Consider the following 21,302-nt stretch of genomic DNA (forward strand, 5'->3'; position numbering starts at 1 on the left):
ACGTGGCTGTGGCCGGTAGGCGGTCCGCACTCGCACGTTTCGCCGCGGAAGCGTCGCACGAGAGTTTGCAACAGGTCCGCGCGATCGTTCTTCTGCTCCCAGCTGGGTGGCCTGCACGTCCATGCTGCCTGGAGGTTCCGGCGCCCCAATCTCCTTGAAAGCCTTGACACCCACCTGCGCATACTCGATTATCGATAATCAGTTGGCCGCCCAACGTGGAGCGCCCGGGTCAAGGAGGACCTCATGAGTACTGCGATCGCCACCTTCTTCGGGGATGACGAGTTCCCCGTCACCTTCGAGGACGGGCAGCGCGAGCTGCTCTGGGTGCACGACGACTTGCACATCCCCAACCCGGTGTCGCCCATGTACGCGGACATCGGCGGCTGGTGGCTCAAGTGCGACTACATGTTCCGCCGCTTCGGCACGCCGTTCGCATCCGACTGGATCTCCAAGGTCATCAACGGCTACGTGTACACCGCAGCCATCCCGGCAGAGACCGGCCTCAAGGCCGAGGCGTCCGAGTACGGCGCCCGGTACACGCCGCGGACGCCGCTGGACGAGAAGTACGCCGCCGAGATCGGTGGCTACCTCGGCTGGACCCTACCGACGTACGCCGAGAACTTCCTCGGCTGGTGGCGCGACCGCCTCGTCCCCGAGATCAAGCGCAACTTCGAGCGCCTCGACACCTACGACTACAACGCCGCAGAGCTCGTCGACCTCGCGATCCTGCTCGAGGACGCCATCGACATCCACGACCGCCACTGGTCGATCCACTGGGTCCTCAACTTCAGCCAGTTCTCCTCCACCCTCAACCTCAACACGGTCATCGCCGAGGCCAAGGGCGAGGGCGACCACTCTGCGCTGATGGGCCGGCTGCAGTCCTCCACCGAGAACCGCAACTGGGACTCCATCGAGGAGCTGTGGAAGATCAAGGAGCAGGTGAAGAAGGACAGCGGCGCCATCGCCGAGGCCTTCACCCAGGGCACGACCGGCGCCGACGTCATCAAGGCGCTGCAGACCACCCCGGAGGGCAAGGACTTCCTCGCCACCGTCATCGAGGGCTACCAGGCCGAGTACGGCTTCAAGTCGATGTGGGCCCACGAGTTCTCCTTCCGCACCTGGCGCGAGGACCCGACCCCCGTCGTCGAGGCGGTCCGCGGCTATCTCGAGGCCGACTACGACTACCCGGCCGAGATCGCCGCCGTCGCCAAGGACCTCGAGGCCGCCAAGACCGAGTGCCTCGAGGGCGTCACCGGTGAAATCCGCGACCGCCTTGAGGCCGCGCTCAACTTGAGCCTGCGGATGAACCCACTCACCCCGGACCACCACTTCTACATCGACCAGGGCACCAACGCCCGGGTGCGCCTCGTGCTCATCGCCATCGGCCGCAAGCTCGTCGAGGACGGCAAGATCGGCGACCCCGAGGACGTCATGTACCTCAAGTACAACGAGCTGCGCACCCTCATGGCCGGGTCCAACTCCTTCGACGCCGAGGACCTCATCGGTGACCGCCGCGACGAGCGCGAGGCCGCCTACGAGCTGCGACCGCGTGACTGGGTGGGCACCGCCACGGAGGAGAACCTCGCCTTCCCGTACCTGTCCCTGTGGGCCTTCCCGGAGAAGGTGTACCGCGAGCCGTCGACTGTCGAGGGAGAGATCCACGGCCTCGGTGCTTCCACCGGTGTCGTCGAGGGCAAGGCCCGCCTCGTCCTGTCGCCGGAGCAGTTCTCCCAGGTCGAGCGCGACGAGATCGTCGTGTGCCGCATGACCAGCCCGGCCTGGGTGGTGCTCTTCACGAAGATCGCCGGCCTGGTCACGGACGCCGGTGGCATGGCCTCGCACCCGGCCGTCGTCTCCCGCGAGTTCGGCATCCCGGCCGTCGTCGGCACCTCGGACGCCACCCGGCAGATCAAGACCGGCGACCGTGTCCGCGTCAACGGCGCCACCGGCGTCGTCGAGGTGCTCTCGTGACGCTGTCGCGATCCGTTCTGCGCGAGCAGATCAAGGAAGTCATCATCCAGCGCATCCTGGACGGCACGTATGCCCCGGGCGACCGCGTCGTCGAGCTGGCGCTCGTGCAGGAACTCGGCGTCAGCCAGGCCCCTGTACGGGAGGCCCTACGCGACCTGGAGGCCATGCGGTTCATCGAGTCCGAGCCCTACCGTGGCGCACGTGTCCGCCAAGTCACCCACAAGGAGCTGACCGAGACCTACCCGGTCCGCGCTGCCCTTGAGGAGCTGGCCGGACACATGGCCGCACCCGGGGTGGACAACAACGTTCTGAGGATGCTGGAGAGCGAAATCCAGAACATGCTCGAGGCTGCCCGCCGTAAGGACCAGCACGGACTGCTGGTGCACGACGCCCGCTTCCACGAGCTCATCGTCGAACAGGCCGGCAACTCCGTCCTGCTCGACTCCTGGTCCGGCCTGCGCATCGAGGCGTACACCCTCGTCTCGGTGGTCAAGTCCAACCTCGACCTGGTCGCGATCGCGAACACCCACCTGCCGATTCTCGACGCCCTCCGCCAGCGTGACGGCGACCTCGCCGGAAAGGTCATGCGGGCACACATCGAACATTTCGGAAACACGCTGTTTGGAGGCGACCCCGATGCCTGAGGCCCCCCTCGTCCTGCCGTTCACCGACGAGCGATGCCGCGACGTCGACCTCACCGGCGGCAAGGGCGCCAGCCTCGCCTCGATGACCGCCAACGGCCTGCCGGTCCCGCCGGGATTCGTCATCACCTCGGCGGCCTTCACCGACGCCGTCGACGGCGAGGCACTCCTGGCTCACCTGAAGAACCGCGACCTCGAGGCCGCCCGCGCCGTCGTCGCCGCGACCCAGCCGCCGCGGGAGCAGATCCGCGAGGCCTACGAGCAGCTCCCAGCCGGCTGCTCCGTCGCGGTCCGGTCCTCGGCCTGCGCCGAGGACAGCAGCGATGCCTCCTACGCCGGCCAGCAGGAGACCTACCTGTTCGTCGAGTCCTTCGACGAGGTCATCGACAAGGTTGTCGAGTGCTGGCTCTCGTTCTTCTCAGAGCGCGCCCTGTTCTACCGCGAGCACAAGGGCGACCTCGACGACATCCAGATGGCTGTCGTCGTCCAGCAGATGGTCGACGCGACCAAGGCCGGCGTCATGTTCACCGTCGACCCGGTCAACCACCGCCGCGACCGCGTCGTCATCGAGGCCGCCTTCGGCATCGGCGAGAACGTCGTCTCCGGCGAAGTCACCCCCGACTACTACACGCTGGACCGCAAGGGTGCCCTGAAGAAGGCCAAGGTCGTCGCCGAGCAGGTCATGGCCGAGAGCGAGCTCGCCGACCTCGTGAAGCTCGGCTTGCACCTCGCCGAGCTCAACGGCGGCCCCCAGGACATCGAGTGGGCCTACGACGACACCGGGCTCTACATGCTGCAGTCCCGACCCGTCACCACCATGTAGCCACGCCGCCCGGTCCGTCCGGTGTGAACACCCCCGTCACACCGGCCGGACCAGGCGTCAGTCGAACCACTGCGCACAAGCACCACATCGAGGAAGGAGCGGCCCGACCATGACATGGATGCAGCCGACCAGCGTGGACGCTGTCGTGCGTGCACGCGCCGAGAACCCCGAGGCCATCATCGTCGCGGGCGGCACCTTCCTCGGCATCCTCGTCCGGGCCGGGATGCTCGAGGCCGACGACTGGATCTCCCTGCAAGACGTGCGCGAGCTGACGCGACTGCAGTCCCCTGGGGACCTGTCCATCGGCGCCATGGTGCGACATCGGCGGCTGGAGCTCGACGAGGACGTCCGCGGGATCTGGCCCGGCATCGCCGCCGCGTTCCGCGCCGTGGCCAGCCCGCGCGTCCGCAACGTCGCCACCGTCGGGGGAGTCCTCGCCGACGCCGACTACGCCTCCGACCCGCCCTCCATGCTCGTCGCCTCGCGCGCCGTCGCGGAGATCGCGAGCGTCCGCGGCAGCCGTCGGGTGCCCATCGAGGAGCTCATCACCGGGCACTACAGCACCTGCCTCGAGGAGGACGAGCTGATCACCCGAGTCATCGTCCCCCGCCCACAAGGGCGCGCCGTCTACCGCAAGCTGCGCACCCGGTCACAAGAGGACCGGCCCTCCTCGTCGGTCGCCGCCGTCGTCCACCAGGGCACGGTTCGAGTCGTGGTCGGAGCCGTGAGCGACCGCCCGCACCACTTCGCCGACCTCTGCGCCACCTGGCGACCCGGCAACGAGGACTCCGCCCGGGAGATCGGCGCCGGGTACGCGGAACGGATCGAGTACATCGACGACAACCGCGGCTCCGCGGCCTACCGGCGACGCGTCGTGGCCGTCGAGGTCCGCCGAGCCCTGATGCAGGTGAGCTCATGAACACCTCGACCGCGCGCGCCCGCCGCGACCAGGACAACAACGAGGGCACGGGTAACGCACGACTGCGACCCGGTGAAACCTCCGCCGTGCAAGGCGTCAACCCGCGCATCACCGCCGGCATCCGCTACGCCGTCGACGGCGGAATCCCGGGCGAGTGGCACCTGCGCATCATCCGCTCCTCGGTGCCCGCGGGCCGGGTCACCGGCTTCCAGACCGCCCTTCTGGACGACGAGATCATCTTCCTGACCCCCGACGACGTGGACGCCGCCGGCCTGCCCGCATTCGGATGCCAGATCGCCGACCAGACCGTCCTGACCCGGGAGCCGAAGTTCGTCGGTGACGCGATTGCCGCCGTACTTGCCCCCACCCTGGCCGCTGCCCGGATCGCGGCATCGCTCGTCGAGGTCAGCTACGAACGCGCCCCGGCCGTCTTCGACGAGATGGCCGCAATCGCCCCGGACGCGTTGCTCGTCCACCGTTCGCACGCGACCTCCGAGTCGGACTCCGCTTACTTCGACATGCGCCCGCAGGACGGCACCAACGTGTGCCACCGGTTCCGGATCCGCACCGCAGCCCTGCAGGGCCGGCAGGAACCGAACGTCATCACCGAGCTCGACGATTCCGATACGGCCCTGGCCGACGCGTTCGCGCAGGCGGACGTCATCATCGACGAGGTCTTCCACACCCCGGCCGCGGCACACGTGCCGATGGAACCGCACGCCACCAACGCCCAGTGGGTCGAGGGCCGCCTGGAAGTCGTCACCGGCACCCAGACCCCGTTCAACATGCGCCAGGACCTCGCGCACATCTTCGGGCTGGCTGCCGACGACGTGCGGATCGTGGTTCCCCCGATGGGTGGCGCCTTCGGCGCCAAGACATTCATCCGCACTGAAGCCATCACCGCCCTCGCCGCACGCGTCAGCGGCCGCCCGGTGCGCTGCGTCCTGGACCGCGACGAGGTGTTCAACGAGGTCACCCGTCACCCCTCGACGGTCCGCATCCGCTTGGGCGCCAAGGCTGACGGCACCTTCGTTGCCAAACGCATCTGGGCGTATGTCAACACGGGCGCCTACGCCGACTGCGGCCCCGGTGTCGCGCAGAAGATGGGCTATGCCGGAGTCGGGCCCTACCGCTTCGAGCACGTCGCCGTCGACTCCTACTGCATCTACACCAACCTGCCACCCGGTGGTGCCTTCCGCGGCTACGGCGCGATGCAGTCCGTCTGGGCCTCCGAGCGTGCCGTCGACCTGCTGGCCGACCGACTCGGCATCGACGCCGTCGAGCTGCGCCGGCAGAACCTGCTGCGCGAGGGTGACACCTTCTGCACCGGCGAGGTGATGCACGACAGTCACTTCGAGGAGCTGCTCGACGACGCCGCCTCGGCCGTCGGCTGGGAAAAGGACGGCGACCGCGCCGGCAAGGGCGTGGCCATCATGCTCAAGGGGATGCAGACGCCCTCGAAGGCGGAGGCACGCATCCAGCTGCTGCCCGACGGACGGTACGAGGTCCAGGCCGGTACCGCCGACATGGGCCAGGGCGCCTCGGAGATGCTGACCCGCCTGGCCGCCGAGTACCTCAAGTGCGACGTCGACCAGATCGTCGTGTGCACCCCGGACACCGACCGCGTCCCCTACGACACCCGCACCACCTCCAGCCGGTCGACCCACATGATGAGCCGGGCACTTGCCGACGCCGCGCAGGACCTGCTCCAGCACGGCACCGTCGGCCACGGGTACGTCTCCAACGACGGCGGACTCGACCCCGAGACCGGCCAGGGCGTCGCCTCCTCTCACTGGCACCAAGGCTCTGCCGCCGCCAGCCTGGACGTCGACGAGGAGACTGGCGTCATCACCCTCCGGACCCTGTACGCCTCCTCCTACGCCGGCAAGGTCGTCAACCCACACGGCGCAGACCTGCAGAACGAGGGGTCGATGATCCTCGGACTCGGCTCAGCGCTCTTCGAGGAGCTCCAGTTCAGCGACGGGCAGATGACCAACCCGAACCTGTCGGACTACAACATCGCCTCCGCCCTCGACGTCGTGTCGATCAGTCACAAGGTCATGCAGATCCCCGGCGCCGAAGTTCACGGCCTCGGCGAGACCGCCGTCCCGCCGGTTCCCCCGGCCATCGGCAACGCCGTCGCGTCCTTCGGGTACCACGTGACCCGGCTGCCCATGACACCCGAACGCGTCCTGGCCGCGGCCCCCAGCCACGAGCAGGCCAGTCTCCCGGTCGGCCACATCCAAGGAGAGGAGGGCGCATGAACCTCGCCCTACGCGTCAACGGACGCACCATCCACGCTGACGTCGAGCCCGAGACCATGCTCGTCGACGTCCTTCGCGAGCACGCCGGCCTGACCGGCCCGCGCGTCACCTGCGGCGTCGGCCTCTGCGGCATCTGCACCGTCCTGATGGACGAGCAGCCCGTGTCCGCGTGCATCCTCATGGCCCCGCTCGCGCAGGGCAAGGAGATCACCACCATCGAGGGCATTCCCGAGGACGACGCGGTCGTCCGCTGCTTCGACCGCCATCACGCCTTCCAGTGCGGCTTCTGCATCCCCGGGATGGTGCTGACCGGACGGGCGATGGTGGCCGAAGGCCATGCCGCAGACCGCGAGGAGATCCGTGAGGGGCTCGGGGGCAGCCTGTGCCGCTGCGGCTGCTACCTGAAGATCATCGACGCCATCGAGGAGGCCGCCCAGTGAAGTACGTGACCTACGCCCCCAGCGCCGACACCGCGGCACCGACCGGCCGAGTCGCCTACCTCGACGGTGAAGACGTCATCGACGTCGGCTTCGACGGCGACATGGTCGCCTTCATCGAGGCCGGCGCGCCCCATGGCACGACCACGCTGGTAGGCCGAGCAGATTCCGTGCGACTGCTCGCCCCGCTGCGTCCGCGGACGATCCGCGACTTCTTGGCCTTCGAGGGCCACCTCAAGAGCGCCTTCGCCCGCCTCGGCAAGGCGATCCCGGACGAGTGGTACTCCGTGCCGGCCTACTACAAAGGCCTGCCCGACACCGTCATCGGCCCGGGCGATGAGATCCCATGGCCCGCGTACACCGACAAGCTCGACCACGAGCTCGAGCTCGCCGCGATCATCGGGCGCCGCGGCAAGGACATCACCGAGGCCAATGCCCTGGAGCACGTCTTCGGGTACACGATCTGGAACGACATGTCCGCCAGGGACACCCAGACCCGCGAGCTGCCGGTCGGCATGGGCCCGTGCAAGGCCAAGGACTGGGACGGCTCCAACGTCCTTGGGCCGTGCATCGTCACCGCTGACGAGATCGACCCGCACGACGTCGACCTGGAGGTGCGGGTCAACGGCGAGCGGTGGGGCGGGGACAACACCGCGGCCATGCACCACTCGTTCGAGTCGATGATCGCCTACGCCTCCCAGGGACTGACCCTGCGAGCCGGGGAGCTCCTCGGCTCCGGGACCGCCACCGGTGGCTCGGGACTCGAGCTGGACCGCTGGCTGCGACCCGGCGACCTCATCGAGATGGAAGCCAGCGGCATCGGCGTCCTGATCAACACCGTGGGCCCACGGCCGGACTGAGCAGGCCCGCCCCCAGAAACCGCACCACCGGACAGACCCCAAGAAAAGCAAGGAGAAGTTCATGGCATTCGTCGTGGCAGCAACGTGGTTGGCCAAGGAAGGCGAGGAGAAGCGGGTCGAGGAGACCATCGTCAAGATGACCCCGCTCTCGCGCGCCGAGGAGGGCAACCTCTTCTACCAGGCCCAGGTCAACCCCGAGGACCCCCGCACGTTCTTCCTCTACGAGCAGTACGTCGACGAGGCCGCCTACGAGGCCCACAAGGCGACCCCGCACTTCCAGGAGAACGTCTTCGGCTACATCATCGAGTACCTCGAGGAGCGCTCGGTGAAGACCTACACGACCATCGACGCCTGACCGTCTGACCCATGCCAGACACGACAGTCCTGCTCCTGCGTCACGGAGAGGTGGCCTCGCACCGCGGCGACGTCCCCGTGACGCGGGACGGGCTGCTGCACGCTGAACGCGTCGGCAGCGCCCTCGCTGACCGCTTTGAGCAACCCATCACCCTGCTCTACGGCGGGACCCGCCGCACCCGCGAGACCGCTGAGGCGATCGGCCGCGGCATAGGGGACCGGTCCCGCGTGCAGGGGCCCGTGGACAACTTCGCCCTCAGGAACCCGGACATGTACGCCGCCGGCTCGCGCGTCAACATGGTCAGCTCCGCCGAGACCCTGGCCGAACAGGTACCCGACATGACGGCCGAGCAGGCCGACGCCAACCCGTGGTGGGCGCACTTCTTTTCCGCGGGCGACCGGATCGGCTGGTGGATAGCCCAGACGGATCCGCCGGGTGAGACCTCATCTGACCTGGCGATCCGCCTCAGCCGGTTCGTCCTCAGCATCGCCGACCCAGGCCCGCTGGCCGGGCGCCTGATCGTCGGAGTCACACACTCGCCCCTGCTGCGATCTCTGCTACTGGCTCACACGGGCCGCGACCCCGGTGAACCGGGCTACGTCACGGGCGCCCACGTCACCGTGGGCGGCGACCGAACCCTGCACGTCGACGCCATCGACCTGCTCGCCGCAACACGCTGACACCTCCCGCCTCCACCCACCTACCTCTTACGCACCCAAGGACCTCGACATGGAACTCGTGCACGACTTCACGGTCCCCGTCCCCGCCGACCAGGCGTTCGCCCTACTGGTCGACGTCCAGAAGATCGCCCCCTGCCTGCCCGGCGCCGCCGTCACATCGGTCGACGGCGACGCCTTCGAGGGTGGCATGAAGATCAAGCTCGGACCGATGTCGATGACCTTCAGGGGCGAGGGCGTCCTGGAGAAGTTCCCCCAGGAGCGACGTGTCGTCCTTCAGGCACAAGGCCGCGACGCCAAGGGCAACGGCGGAGCACAGGCCAGCGTGACCGCGTCGCTGCACGAGCGCGGGGACGCCACGGAGGTGCACGTGATCACCGACCTGAGGGTCAGCGGCAAGGCCGCCCAGTTCGGCGGCGGGGTCATGAAGGACGTCAGCAACCGCATGCTGGGGACCTTCGCCGCCAACCTCGCGCAGCTCATCGCCTCCGGGGCCGCGGTCGCCGACGGTGCACAGCCCGCCCGGGCGGCACAGACCGCCACGCCCTCCGGGGCCCTGGACGCCGGATCGTCCCCCGGACCGTCCAATGCAGTTGGGGCCCGGCAGTCTGCCGCCGCCCCAGCGCCCTTCGTGCCCGCCGGCGACGACGGGCTCGACGCGATGTCCCTGCTTCTCGGATCGAGCGCAGCCAAGGCCGTCCTCGTCCCGACCGGAGCCGCCCTGGTGGGCGTGGTCATCGGCTACCTGTACGGCAAGAACCGCACGCTGGAAAGGATCGTTCGTCGTGTCCTCTGACCCGATCATCACCATCAACCCGGCCACCGGGGAACCGCTGGAGCAGTTCACCCCGATGACGGCCGCCGACCTGGACGCCGTCGTCGCCGCGGTCGCGAACGCGCAGCAGCCGTGGGCAGCCACGCAGGTGTACGCGCGCGCCGGCCTCCTGCGGGCGGTCGCCGAGCAGCTGCGCGGCCAAGCCGACGAGCTCGCCCTGCTGGCCACCCGCGAGATGGGCAAGCCGATCACCGAGGCGCGAGCCGAGGTCGAGAAGTGCGCCTGGGTCTGCGACTACTACGCCGACACCGCCCCCCTCGTGCTCGCCGACGAGGAGGTGCAGGCGGCCGGGTCGCGCAGCCTGATCCGGCACGAGCCGCTCGGGGTAGTGCTGGCGATCATGCCGTGGAACTTCCCGTTCTGGCAGGTGTTCCGGTTCGCGGCCCCGACCCTGATGGCCGGCAACACCGCTCTGCTCAAGCACTCCCCGAACGTGACCGGCACCGCGTTGGCCATCGAGGCGTTGCTGGTCAAGGCCGGCATCCCCAACGACGTCTTCCGGACCCTGGTCATCGCCGAGCCGGACGTGCCCACCGCAGTTGCCGATCTCATCGCAGACGACCGCGTGGCCGCGGTGACGTTGACCGGTAGCAACCGCGCCGGTGCGCACGTCGCGGCCGCCGCCGGGCAGGCCGCGAAGAAGAGCGTTCTCGAGCTGGGCGGCTCGGACCCGTTCGTCGTGCTGGCCGACGCCGACCTCGACGAGGTGGTGCCCAAGGCCGTCTCGGCCCGGTTCCTCAACACCGGCCAGTCGTGCCTGTGCGCGAAACGGTTCATCGTCCACGAGTCGCTCGTCGAGGAATTCGGGCGCCGGTTCGCCGAGGCCGTCTCGCAGCTGCATATCGGTGACCCGACCGAGGAAGGTACCCGTATCGGCCCGCTGGCCCGACCCGACCTGGTGGACAACTTGGACCGGCAGATCGCGGGCTCGGTCGAGGCCGGAGCCACAGTCCTGACGGGCGGCGTCCGGCTGGAGCACGGCGCGTCGTGGTACGCCCCGACGGTCCTGACCGCGGTGACACCGACCATGCCCGTCATGGCGGAGGAGACGTTCGGGCCCGCAGCCGCCGTCATCGGCTTCGGCTCGGACGAGGAGGCGATCGAACTGGCGAACGCGACCCCGTACGGGCTCGGGGCCAGTGTCTGGTCGGCCGACACGGACAGGGCCCTGGCGGTGGGTGGGCGCATCCAGTCCGGGGCGCTGTTCGTCAACGCGGTCACCGCCTCCGACCCGCGGCTGCCGTTCGGCGGCGTCAAGCAGTCCGGGTATGGGCGTGAGCTCGGCGTGGCCGGCGCCCTCGAGTTCACCAACACCCGCACCGTGGTCATCGGCTGACCCGCGGCCCCACGAAACCAAGGAACGAAACGATGCAGAAGGTCACCCCGAACGTCTTCACCGACACCACGCTGCGCGGCTGCAACCCGAGCATGGTCGCCACCAGCGACGGCGTCGTCATCATCGACACGCCGCAGTTGCCCACCCGCGCCGTCGCCATGCGGCAGGAGGCCGAGGCCCTCGGGCCCATCCGGTACGTCATCAACACCGAGCACCACGTGGACCACATCTTCGGCAACTTCTACTTCCGCGGTGCCGGCCCGATCGTGCACCACCAGGGGGTCGCCGACAACTTCATGGAGGTCACCCCGAGCCTCGACTCGTTCGACTACGCGCACGAGGCGATCCCGTCAGACGACCCCGAGGGCGAGGCGATCTTCCCGGACCGCGAAACCTACTTCGCAGACCCCGGCCGCGCCGACATCGTCTTCACCGGCGACCTGACGATCAGCCTCGGCTCGCACAACTTCGAGCTGATCCACACCCCCGGCCACACGCCCGGGCAGATCGCCGTCCATGTCCCGCAGGAACGAGTCGTCTTCACCGGCGACACGATCTTCTCCGAATGCCAGACCTGGCTCATGGGCTCCAACGTCACGCAATGGCTCGCGGCCCTGGATCGCATCTCCCAGCTCGACGTCGACTGGGTCATCCCGGGGCACGGCCCCGTCGTGACTTCTGCCTACCTGGCGCGGCAGCGGGCCAACCTCGTCGACTGGGTGCAGGCCGTCGCCGACGCCGTAGCGAACGGATGGAGCCGCGAGGAGACCGTGGCGAAGGTCAACTTCGCCGAGCGGTACCCGGTCGATGTGGGTCAGGGCTACATGATGGACCACATCCAGACGCTCAACGCCGGGTCCATCTGGGACAAGCTCACGGCCGGCCGGCCGGCTTGACGGGATCAGAGACAGATGAGACTTCTCCTGATGGGTCCTCCTGGCGCCGGCAAGGGCACGCAGGCGACCCGGTTGGCCGACGCGCTCAGCGTCCCGGCGATCTCCACGGGTGACATCTTCAGGTCAAATGTCGCGGCAGGGACACCGCTGGGGGTGCAAGCCCAGCGGTACATGAACGCGGGTGAATACCTGCCCGACTCCGTCACCGACGCCATGCTCGAGGCACGCCTCGACGAGCCGGAAGCCGCCAACGGGTGGCTTCTGGACGGCTACCCCCGAACTGCCGGCCAAGTAGCCGCGCTCGAGGCTGTCCTCGAGGCCCGCAGCCATCGCCTGAACGCCGTGCTCGTGCTCACCGTCGACGAGGAAGAACTGGTTCAGCGCCTCGCCAAGCGGGCGTTGACCGAGGGCCGCGCCGATGACACCGAGGAGGTCATCCGTCGTCGTCAGGAGGTCTACCGGGCGCAGACCGCACCCCTGCTGGAGTCCTACGAGAAGCGCGGCCTCTTGACCACCGTGCCCGGGTCCGGGCCCGTCGCGAAGGTCACGGAGAGCCTGTTCGAAGCGCTTTCCCTCAGCGCAACCCGTCAACCCTGATCAAGACCGGCCAAAGCGGGCCACCCGCTCTCGGCTCTCGGTCACGCGGTCTTTCGTCCCGTATTCAGACACTGCGTCGTAGCCGTAGGCCTCTTGCGGGCCGTGGCCGCCGGATCCACGACCTGCGCCACACCGGTGCGTGCCTCTGGCTGGCCCGCAGCGTCGACCCCGGGACCGTCCAGGCGTGGATGGGACACGAGTCCATCGGCACCACGAACCGCTACCTGCACCACCTCGGAACAGGCGCCGATCTGGCCGGTCTGGCGAGGCTCAATGTGACCCCGGGGGACACCGGGGGGACACATCGGCGGGAGACGGGCGGATGACAAAAAGAGAACCCCGCCCCCTCCTGCGTGTTTCCGCAGGTGGGACGGGGTTTCCGTCTGGTGGAGCTGAGGGGACTCCGCCGTCCTCGCTTCGCTGCGGCGGCTCCTCGAATCACCGAGTCCCAGAAACGGCAGAGAGACCGGACGAAGCGTGTCCGGTCTCTCTGCCGTTGGTGGAGCTGAGGGGATTCGAACCCCTGACCTTCTCATTGCGAACGAGACGCGCTACCAACTGCGCCACAGCCCCAGGTGCGGAAGAAAAGATAACACCACGCCGACCGGCATACCGAATCGGACCGCCGCTCGCGGGACGCCGCGCCAGAGGGCGACGCGGCGTCCTGGCTCACGGCCGGAACGTGAGCACGACGGCCGCCCACCTGCCCGCGGTGGTCCCGTCAGCACGGAAGGCCCCGGTCGAGGTCGGCAGCTGGTAGGCGCGGCCGAGGTTGGTGCTCCCCGTGGCCATCGGCGTCAGCCCCGTCCAGGCCGACGTCCACGTCGGGTTGCTCGACGAGGTGAACGCGGCCACGGCCCCGAACACGACCTCACGGGCATCGCTCGTCGTCTGGGTCAGCCCGGACGAGAAGGACGAGCCGGTCCCCGTCGCCGACGCCACCCGGTCGAGCCGGCTGACGCCCCGCAGGTCGTCCCCGACCATCCGAGAGGTCGCCGCCTTCGGGAAGGTCGCCGTGATCCTCGCGCCGGCTGTCAGCGGGTTGGTCGCCGTCGCGGTGAGGACGACGAGGCGCCCGGACGACGCGGACACGGTGCGTGCGACGGCATACGTGTTACCCGCGGTGTCGGTGACGGTGATGGCGCCGTTGGAGTTGCTCACCACCTGCACGGTGACGACGACGAGGTCGTTCTTCTGGACGCTCACACCCGGTCCTAGGGTGAGGGCCGCACCGGTCGCGGACGAGGCCGACGCCGCCGTCCCCAGCGTGCCCACGTAGGCGGGTGGAGGTGCGGTGACGGTCACGCTGCGCTGCGCGGTGCCGGTGAGGCCGGACGCGTTCGTCACCGTCACGGTCACCGTGTAGCTACCGGCGACCGCGTAGGTGTGGGTGGCCGTCGAGGTCGTCGATGCGGTCGTGGTCGCGCCGTCGCCCCAGGCGAACCCGTAGGTGAGGGCCTGCCCCTGCGGGTCGGTCGAGGGCGACGCGTCGGCGGTCACGTCCAGCGGCGCGGTGCCGGTCGACGGGCTGACCGAGAGCGACGCCGTGGGGGGTGGGACGGGATCCGACACCACGACCGACCGTTGTGCCGTTGAGCTCGCGCCGGAGGTGTTCGCCACCGTCACGGTGACCGTGTAGGCGCCGGGCGTCGAGTACGTGTGGCTGCTGGTGGGAGCCGTCGATGCGGGGACCGTCACGCCGTCACCGAAGTCGAAGGCGTACGAAAGGGTCTGCCCTTGCGGGTCCGTCGACCCCGACGCGTCGGCGGTCACCGCGAGCGGCGCGGGGCCGCTCCTGGGAGTGACGGCGAGTGCGGCGACGGGCGGCTGCGCCGGTGGCGGGGGCGTCGTGACGGACACGGTTCGCGCGGCACTGTCGCTGAGCCCGGCCGCGTTGGTGACGGTGACGGTGACCGTGTAGCTGCCGGCGGACGTGTAGGTGTGGTCCGCCGTCGCGGTGGCGGATGCCGCCACGGTGGTCCCGTCACCGAAGTCGAACGCGTACGAGAGTGCTTGTCCCTGCGGGTCGCTCGATGCCGACGCGTCGGCTGTGAGGGCCAGTGGTGCGTCACCGCTCGCCGGGGTCACCGTCAGTGAGGCGCTCGGCGGCTGGACGACCGGCGGCGCGGTGACCGTCTCGGTGACGGTGGTCGTGGTGCTCAGCCCGCTCGTGTTCCGGACCGTGGCCTTCGCCGTGAACGTACCGACAGCGGTGTAGACGTGCGAGGCGGTCGGCGAGGACTGCGCGGCCACGGTCGCGCCGTCACCGAAGTCGAACGCGTACGTCAGCGTCTGGCCCTGCGGGTCGCTCGACGCCGAGGCGTCGGCCGTGACGGAGAGCGGAGCGGTCCCGTTGCTCGGCGTCAGGACGAGGCTCGCCGTCGGCGGCTCGACGGGCGGCGGAGGCGCGGCCACGGCCACCGAGCGGCTCGCTGTCCCCGTGAGGCCGGAGGTGTTCCGGGCCGTCACGATCACGGTGTAGGTGCCGGCGGTGTCGTAGGTGTGGCTCGCGACGGCGGCGGACTGCCCGGCCACGGTCGTGCCGTCACCGAAGTCGAACGCGTACGTCATCGGCTGGCCCTGCGGATCCGTCGTGGCCGACGCGTCGGCGCTCACGAGCAACGGGGCGGTGCCGCTCGCCGGCGTGACGCTCAGCGCCGCGACCGGCGGCTGCGCCGGAGGCGGGACGTCGGGCTGGAACTCGTAGGCCCCCAGGTCGTCGTAGAGGCGCGGGCCGGCCGCGAACGTGTTGGCCACGTTCGGGTCGCGTACGCGTGGGGCGCCGACGATGTCGGCCGCCTGCTCGCCGGGCACGCCGCTGTCGCCACGGTCGATGGCGGGCGAACCCTCGCGCAGGGTGAGGTCCCACGAGCCCGGGTCGGTGAACCGCACGTCGGCCTGGACGCCCGCGGCCTCCTGGCCGGAGGCGGTGCGCATGGCGGCGAGGCTCGTGAAGGTCGTGCCCCACGCGTACATGACGCCGGTCTTGCTGAGGTGCACGAGGTTGTGGTCGACCAGCGTGCTGTTCTGCGCGCCGTCCCACACGCCGATGTTGCCGGCACGGCGCGCACAGCTGATGCCGGCGTACGCGGGGTAGACGGCGTTGTCGACGGCGATGTTGTTGGCGATCCGGTAGGTGCCCGACGTGGACCCCTCGAGGTTGATGCCGCTCGTGCAGTTGCGGAAGACCGTGTTGCCGACGATGGTGCCGCCGGTGACGTTGAGGTTGTCGATGCCGTGGTCGCCGTTGTTGTAGGTGACGTTGAGGGTGACGAGGTTGTTGTTGGCGCCCGTGTAGAGCTGGATCCCGCTGTCCTCGTTGTTGTGGGTGACGTTGCCGATGATGGTGTTGCCGGGACTCGTCACGTTGATGCCGTTGGCGTTGCGCTGCCAGCCCTGGGCGTTGAAGCTCGACTGGTTGTTGGTCACGGTGTTGCCGGTGGAGGTCGTCGTGACGTAGATGCCGGTGTCACTGTTGTGGTTGGTGTTGTTGTCGGCGACGAGCGAGCTGTTCGTCGTGCGGATGCTGATCCCGGGAGCCGTGGCGCTCTGGGCCTGACGACCCGCGTTGGTCACGGTGTTCCCGCGGACGGTGATGTGGTCGCTCTTCGTGACGTAGATGCCGTCGCCGGTGGTGCCCGTGAACGTGAGGTTGGACAGGCTGATGAAGCTGCGCGTCGAGATGTAGGCGCCGTTCGTGACGCCGCTCCCGATGACGGGGTGGCGGCCGGGCCAGCTCGTGATGGTGATCGGGGCGCTCGCCGTGCCCGACGCGGACGGTTTGATCGTCTCGGCGTACGTGCCGTCGCCGATGTAGAGGGCGTTGCCGGCCTGGAGACGGCTGACGCCCTTGGTCACGGTGCAGAACGGCGCGCTCGCCGTTCCGTTGCCGGCGTCACTGCACACCGGGCTCGTCCGGTCGACGTAGTAGTCGGTCGCGACCGGGATCACCGGCGGCGTGCCGATGACGTACTCGTCGATGACGCTGCCCGCCGTGCATGTGATGTCGTCGCGCGACGCGGCCTCGTCGCACACCGCCTGCAGCTTGAGTCCGGTGCTGCCGACGTCGACCCGCATGTGCGACAGGTGGAAGGTGCGGAAGGCAGTGCGCGCGTCGGTGCTCGTCCACGGCGTCTCCGCCGACGACGCCGCCCCGACGGTCACGTGGGTGACGCCCTGGATCGGCTGGAAGCGCTCGTAGTCGTGGGAGTGGCCGTTGATGTTGAGGACGTACTTGCTGTACGTCTGCCCGAACCCGTCGAGGATCGAGGCGATCCCCGTCTCGCCGGGGTGGAAACCGGTGGAGTACGCGGGCCGGTGGCCGTAGGTGACGATGTACTGGATGGTGGGGTCGTCCTGGGCCTGGCGCATGAGTGGGCCGGCCTTGGACTGCCAGTCGCTCCAGGCGCCCGTCCACGGCTCCGGGTAGGCGATGAAGCGGACGGGACCCGCGTCGAACCAGCCCCAGTCGTTGCCGCCGGCGGAGATCGCGGGCGAGCCCGGGGAGGCGGCCGCGTGCGGCATGAGCAGTCGGCCCTTGTAGTTGCGCAGGTCGTCCGAGCCGAGGACGTCGTACTCGTGGTTGCCCCACGCGGGCATGTATGCCGCACGGGTGCTCCAGCGCATGACGTCGTTGAAGTGCTGGTCGACCGCCGAGATCGCCGTCCCGTTGGCATAGGTCAGGTCGCCGACCATGAGGACGAACGACGGGTCGTCGGCGCTGATGTTGTCGAGCGTGGCCCCGAGGTGCGAGAAGTGTGCCGTGTCGCCGACGTCACCGATGGCGTCGAACCGGAAGCTCGAGGTCGACGACGGCGGCGCGTGGAAGGTGTAGTCGGGGCCGCCGCCGACGGAGTAGTGGTACTCCGCACCTGGCACGAGCCCGCCGAGCTCGAGCTGCCAGAAGGGCCCCGGTGAGGACCACGGGGTCCACGCCGGCGCGACGCCGGCGGCCGTCTGGTCGTAGGAGGTCGTCGTGCCCCACCGCACGTCGCTGGCCGTGCCGCGCCAGTCGATGGCGACTGACGTCGGACCGGTGAAGGTGTAGTGCACCTCGTCGGCCGTGGCCACGGCCCAGCCGGGGGGTGCTGCACCCACGAGCAGCGCGAGGGCGGCCACGAGGACGGGCGCCAGCACCCGCGCCGGCCACCGCATCGAGCCGCGGTGCTGGCCTGGAGCACGGGACACCGGCGCAGCCACGTTCATGACCCGACGCTAGGGTCGGCCGTTGGGCCGGTCGACCGCCTGGCGCACGACCCGTTGCTACGTCATCGGCTGTAGCCCTCAGACCCAGCTGGGGAACCACATCCGCGCCTGCCAGTCCGACAGCGGGATGACGTCGGCGACGTAGATCGGGTGGAAGAACGCGAAGAGGCCCATGGTCAGCAGGACGAAGGCCCCCATGACGCCGTAGCCCACTCGGCGCCGCGTCAGCGACGACTCCCGGCCGCCGATGACGAGGCCGAGCACGTAGACGCAGGCGAGCACCACCCACGGCACGAACGCGACCTCGTAGAACGAGTAGATCGTGCGGTCGCCGAGGAGGAACCACGGCAGGTAGCCGGCGAAGAGACCGCACAGGATCGCGCCCGCCCGCCAGTCGCGACGCAGCGCCCACATGAAGAGCAGCACGAAGATCGCGAGGGTCGCGCCCCACCAGATCGACAGGGTGCCGATCGACGTGATCGCCTTGCTGCACTGGTCGACGAGGCAGCCCTCCGCGCCCTTCTTCGGACCCTCGTAGAAGAACGACGTGGGCCGGCCCTGGATGAGCCAGGACCACGGGTTGGTCTGGTACGGGTGCGGGCTGTTGATCGCCTGCGTCGAGGCGTACATCTGCTGGTGGTACGCCCACAGCGACCGCCACCAGTCGGGCAGCCACGGGTGCGTGGTGTCAGGGTTGTTCTGGGCCCACGTGCGGAAGGACCCACCCTTGCTGAGGATCCAGCCCGTCCAGCTCGCCACGTAGGTGACGACGGCGGTGACGACGAGCTGGACGAACGCGTACGGCCCGTCCTTGACGACGGTGCCGACGCTCCAGCCGCGCACGCCGGCAGCCCGGCGGGCGCCGAGGTCCCACAGCACGGTGAGCAGCCCGAAGAAGACGAGGAAGTAGAGGCCCGACCACTTCACCCCGGCGGAGAGCCCGAGCATGATGCCGGCGACCCAGCGCCACGGCCGCCAGCCGAGCCACGGCCCGAGCCACGACGTGGCGGCGCGCGCCCGGTCGCCGACCTTGGCGGCGAGCACCTCGCGCGCCCTGTCGCGGTCGATGAGCAGGGCGCCGAACGCGGCCAGCCCGAAGAACATGACGAAGATGTCGAGCAGCCCGGTGCGGGAGTGGACGAAGTGGTGGCCCTCGAAGGCGAGCAGTGCGGCGGCGACCGTGCCGAGCAGGTCGGAGCGGAAGAGCCGACGTGCGATACGGCCCAGCATGAAGATCGAGATCGTGCCGGCCATCGCGACCGCGAAGCGCCAGCCGAACGAGTTGAGGATGCCGAACGGCACCTCGCCCCAGCCGATGAGCCACTTGCCGACGGGTGGGTGGACGACGAAGTCGCCCTCGGTGCCGTAGATGAACGGGTCGTTGGCGGTGAAGTGCTGGTCGACCTGCGACGCGTCCTGGAGCACCTGGTCGTTCTTCATCTCGAACCAGTAGAGGACCATCGACCAGCCCTGCTTGACGTAGTACGTCTCGTCGAAGACCAGCTTGTGCGGCGCCCCGAGGTGCCAGAAGCGCATGAAGCCGCCCACGAGCATGAAGAAGAGCGGGCCTGCCCAGCCCAGCCAGGCGAGCCGGCCGGCGGTGCGGCGGGTCAGGCGGAAGTCGTCGGCCGGGTCTCCGAGCAGGCGTGCGCGCACCTGCCTGGCCGAGTTCATGGGCGCCATCGTATGCAGTGCGGCTGGGTGGGGCGCACGGCGCGGCGCGACCGCGCGACCCGTGGGCTAGAACGGTGGTGGTTGCGGTGCAGGTGGATCCGGTGGAGGTCCTTCGCGTGGTGGCGGTGCGGCCGGCTCGCCCCGTGCTGGCTCGCCCAGTGCTGGCTCGCCCCGTGCTGGCTCGCACCGTGCTGGCTCGGCCCGTGGTGGCTCGCTGGGTCGCAGGCCGTCGAGCCAGTCCTTGGGGTGGGTGACGTACGTGCGGCCAGCGGCCGTGCGCCAGGTGACGCGGGCCGAGTCGTCTCGGTCTGCCTGCCACCAGCCGGCCGTGCGCACGCGGTGGTGCTGCCGGTGCTTGTCGGTCAAGTTCGTGACGGCGGTGGGGCCCAGGGGCCACGGCACGTCGTGGTCGAGGTCGCACTGCCGTGCCTGGACCGTGCAGCCGGGCCCGCGGCACACGCCGTCGACGGCACGGACGTGTTCGACCATCTCGCGGCTCGGTCGGTAGCCGTTGCGGGAGAGCGCCAGGGCCGCACCCGTGTCGATGTCGGCGAGGAGGGTCTGCCAGACCGAGCCCTCGGCGGTCATCAGCTCTCGAGCCTGGTGAGCGCTGACCCAGCCGTAGCCGGGTAGCTCGCAGGGAGCGTCGTCGAGACCGACCGCGGTCGTGAGCGGCACGACGACGAAGACTCGACCTGACGGGACGGAAGCGGTGCTCGCGAAGCCGTCGTCGTCGGGCCAGCCGTGGATGGCCGCGCCGGTGACGAAGTCGGCCCGCAGCTCGTCGAGCGATCGTGGGTCGCCCTTGGCGCGGGCTGCACGGGCGGCTGCGTCGGCGCGGTCCATGGCTGCCGCGATCTTGTCTGCGTCGTTGATGACGGTGATGCAGCCGGTGCCGTCGTCGAAGACCTGGGCGTGAGCGCCGATGCGCTCGCGGGCCGACCGGCGCCGAGCTCTCTGGTCGTCGTCGGCGGCGAGGACGACGCGGCGAAGTCGCCGGCGGAAGAGCGCGTTGGGCAGACCCGCGCCGTCGCGGGTCGGGGCGAGAACTGCGCGGGCGATCCCGTCGGCGACATCGTCGTCGAGGGCCCGCGTCTCGCGCACGATCTCGCAGGCGCGCCACAGCGGGGTCGTGCCTGCGCGGACCTGCGCCCGGAGGAACGCCGTGCGCGTGGGCGAACCCGTGGCCAGCTCGAGCCGCAACGCCACGGTGCCCTGAGCGAGCCCGGTCGCGGTCGACACCTCCATCGCGACGGCCTCGGCCGCCGACAGTGGAGTGCGGTCGACCCACGACTGGGAGTGTCGTGCCGACAGCTCGGCGACGGCGACGGCATGCATGCGGGCCAGCGCAGTCAGCTGGTGGTCGTCGACGAGGCCACGGATGCGCTCGCCACCCTCGAACCATTCGAGCTCGGCGTCCATCATCGCCTCGAAGGCGGCAGCGGAGTCGGCGTCGTCGCCGTCGTCGAGGGGCGAGGTCGACGCCTGCTCGGGGACCGCGCCGTGAACCGATGTGGCCGACGGGCCACGCTCACCCACGTCGCGCATCAGGCCGGCGACGACCCTCGCAGCCGACCGCCGACCTTGGGCGGAGAGGCCGCCGGACACGGTGACGACCAGCTCCGGCTCGAGCTGCGACGGCGCGTCGATCGTGAACGGCATGGGACCCCTCCTGTGTCTATTCGAACACATGTTCTGCATATCTGCTTGGGTGAAGTAGAATCTGTGGATGACCGCGAATCCGGTTCGGGGCGTGGACTACCCGTCGACGTACCAGCAGCTGCTGGAGTGGTTCCCGGACAACCAGTCCTG

General features: G+C 69.5%; 17 protein-coding genes and 1 tRNA gene. 14 read left to right on the plus strand and 4 right to left on the minus strand.

Going from position 1 to position 21,302, the window contains the following annotated elements; all coding sequences use genetic code 11:
• Positions 1–243: 243 nt before the first annotated feature.
• From ACXR8F_RS14925 to ACXR8F_RS14990, 14 genes are all read left to right on the plus strand, one after another.
• Entirely contained in the window at positions 244–1,971 is a 1,728-nt protein-coding gene (locus ACXR8F_RS14925; protein ID WP_045186757.1) for a PEP-utilizing enzyme, read from the plus strand.
• Positions 1,968–2,615 carry a GntR family transcriptional regulator gene (locus tag ACXR8F_RS14930; protein WP_045186754.1) on the plus strand — a complete coding sequence of 216 codons (648 nt, stop codon included), beginning with the start codon at positions 1,968–1,970 and terminating at the stop codon, positions 2,613–2,615. The genes ACXR8F_RS14925 and ACXR8F_RS14930 overlap by 4 nt, the downstream gene beginning before the upstream one ends.
• The gene (locus ACXR8F_RS14935) at positions 2,608–3,435 is read left to right on the plus strand and encodes a PEP/pyruvate-binding domain-containing protein (RefSeq protein ID WP_458801590.1); all 828 of its coding nucleotides are present in this window, start codon (positions 2,608–2,610) and stop codon (positions 3,433–3,435) included. Before ACXR8F_RS14930 ends, ACXR8F_RS14935 begins: the two co-directional genes overlap by 8 nt.
• Before the next feature lie 118 nt (positions 3,436–3,553).
• Positions 3,554–4,354, plus strand: a complete 801-nt coding sequence (locus tag ACXR8F_RS14940) for an FAD binding domain-containing protein (protein ID WP_458801592.1) — start codon at positions 3,554–3,556, stop codon at positions 4,352–4,354.
• Positions 4,351–6,618, plus strand: a complete 2,268-nt coding sequence (locus ACXR8F_RS14945) for a xanthine dehydrogenase family protein molybdopterin-binding subunit (protein WP_458801594.1) — start codon at positions 4,351–4,353, stop codon at positions 6,616–6,618. Before ACXR8F_RS14940 ends, ACXR8F_RS14945 begins: the two co-directional genes overlap by 4 nt.
• Complete coding sequence (locus tag ACXR8F_RS14950) at positions 6,615–7,058, plus strand: (2Fe-2S)-binding protein (RefSeq protein ID WP_458801596.1); 444 nt, start codon at positions 6,615–6,617, stop codon at positions 7,056–7,058. The genes ACXR8F_RS14945 and ACXR8F_RS14950 overlap by 4 nt, the downstream gene beginning before the upstream one ends.
• Positions 7,055–7,915, plus strand: coding sequence for a fumarylacetoacetate hydrolase family protein (locus tag ACXR8F_RS14955; protein WP_458801597.1), 861 nt, complete (start codon positions 7,055–7,057; stop codon positions 7,913–7,915). The genes ACXR8F_RS14950 and ACXR8F_RS14955 overlap by 4 nt, the downstream gene beginning before the upstream one ends.
• 61 nt (positions 7,916–7,976) lie before the next feature.
• Positions 7,977–8,270: a putative quinol monooxygenase gene (locus ACXR8F_RS14960; RefSeq protein ID WP_045186737.1), complete on the plus strand. Its 294-nt coding sequence runs from the start codon at positions 7,977–7,979 to the stop codon at positions 8,268–8,270.
• Positions 8,271–8,281: 11 nt separating this feature from the next.
• Positions 8,282–8,950, plus strand: coding sequence for a phosphoglycerate mutase family protein (locus tag ACXR8F_RS14965; protein WP_458801600.1), 669 nt, complete (start codon positions 8,282–8,284; stop codon positions 8,948–8,950).
• 49 nt (positions 8,951–8,999) lie between these two features.
• Positions 9,000–9,743 (plus strand): SRPBCC family protein, encoded by a 744-nt coding sequence (locus tag ACXR8F_RS14970; protein WP_458801602.1) that lies wholly within the window; start codon positions 9,000–9,002, stop codon positions 9,741–9,743.
• Complete coding sequence (locus ACXR8F_RS14975) at positions 9,733–11,118, plus strand: NAD-dependent succinate-semialdehyde dehydrogenase (protein ID WP_458801604.1); 1,386 nt, start codon at positions 9,733–9,735, stop codon at positions 11,116–11,118. Before ACXR8F_RS14970 ends, ACXR8F_RS14975 begins: the two co-directional genes overlap by 11 nt.
• A gap of 32 nt (positions 11,119–11,150) precedes the next feature.
• Positions 11,151–12,014 (plus strand): MBL fold metallo-hydrolase, encoded by an 864-nt coding sequence (locus tag ACXR8F_RS14980; protein WP_045186726.1) that lies wholly within the window; start codon positions 11,151–11,153, stop codon positions 12,012–12,014.
• A gap of 15 nt (positions 12,015–12,029) precedes the next feature.
• Entirely contained in the window at positions 12,030–12,611 is a 582-nt protein-coding gene (locus tag ACXR8F_RS14985; protein ID WP_458801606.1) for an adenylate kinase, read from the plus strand.
• Positions 12,612–12,733: 122 nt separating this feature from the next.
• Positions 12,734–12,937: a hypothetical protein gene (locus ACXR8F_RS14990; protein WP_458801621.1), complete on the plus strand. Its 204-nt coding sequence runs from the start codon at positions 12,734–12,736 to the stop codon at positions 12,935–12,937.
• A gap of 171 nt (positions 12,938–13,108) precedes the next feature.
• On the opposite strand, the gene ACXR8F_RS14995 is transcribed toward ACXR8F_RS14990, so the two are convergent.
• The 4 genes from ACXR8F_RS14995 to ACXR8F_RS15010 all read right to left on the minus strand — a co-directional run bounded on the left by ACXR8F_RS14995 (position 13,109) and on the right by ACXR8F_RS15010 (position 21,152).
• A tRNA-Ala gene (locus ACXR8F_RS14995) sits at positions 13,109–13,184 on the minus strand.
• A gap of 96 nt (positions 13,185–13,280) precedes the next feature.
• Complete coding sequence (locus tag ACXR8F_RS15000) at positions 13,281–17,816, minus strand: PKD domain-containing protein (protein ID WP_458801608.1); 4,536 nt, start codon at positions 17,814–17,816, stop codon at positions 13,281–13,283.
• 78 nt (positions 17,817–17,894) lie between these two features.
• Positions 17,895–19,490, minus strand: coding sequence for a dolichyl-phosphate-mannose--protein mannosyltransferase (locus tag ACXR8F_RS15005; RefSeq protein WP_045186722.1), 1,596 nt, complete (start codon positions 19,488–19,490; stop codon positions 17,895–17,897).
• Positions 19,491–19,556: 66 nt separating this feature from the next.
• Positions 19,557–21,152 carry an HNH endonuclease signature motif containing protein gene (locus ACXR8F_RS15010; protein ID WP_458801610.1) on the minus strand — a complete coding sequence of 532 codons (1,596 nt, stop codon included), beginning with the start codon at positions 21,150–21,152 and terminating at the stop codon, positions 19,557–19,559.
• Positions 21,153–21,302: the final 150 nt, after the last annotated feature.

The organism is Terrabacter sp. AAH1, from assembly GCF_054456855.1.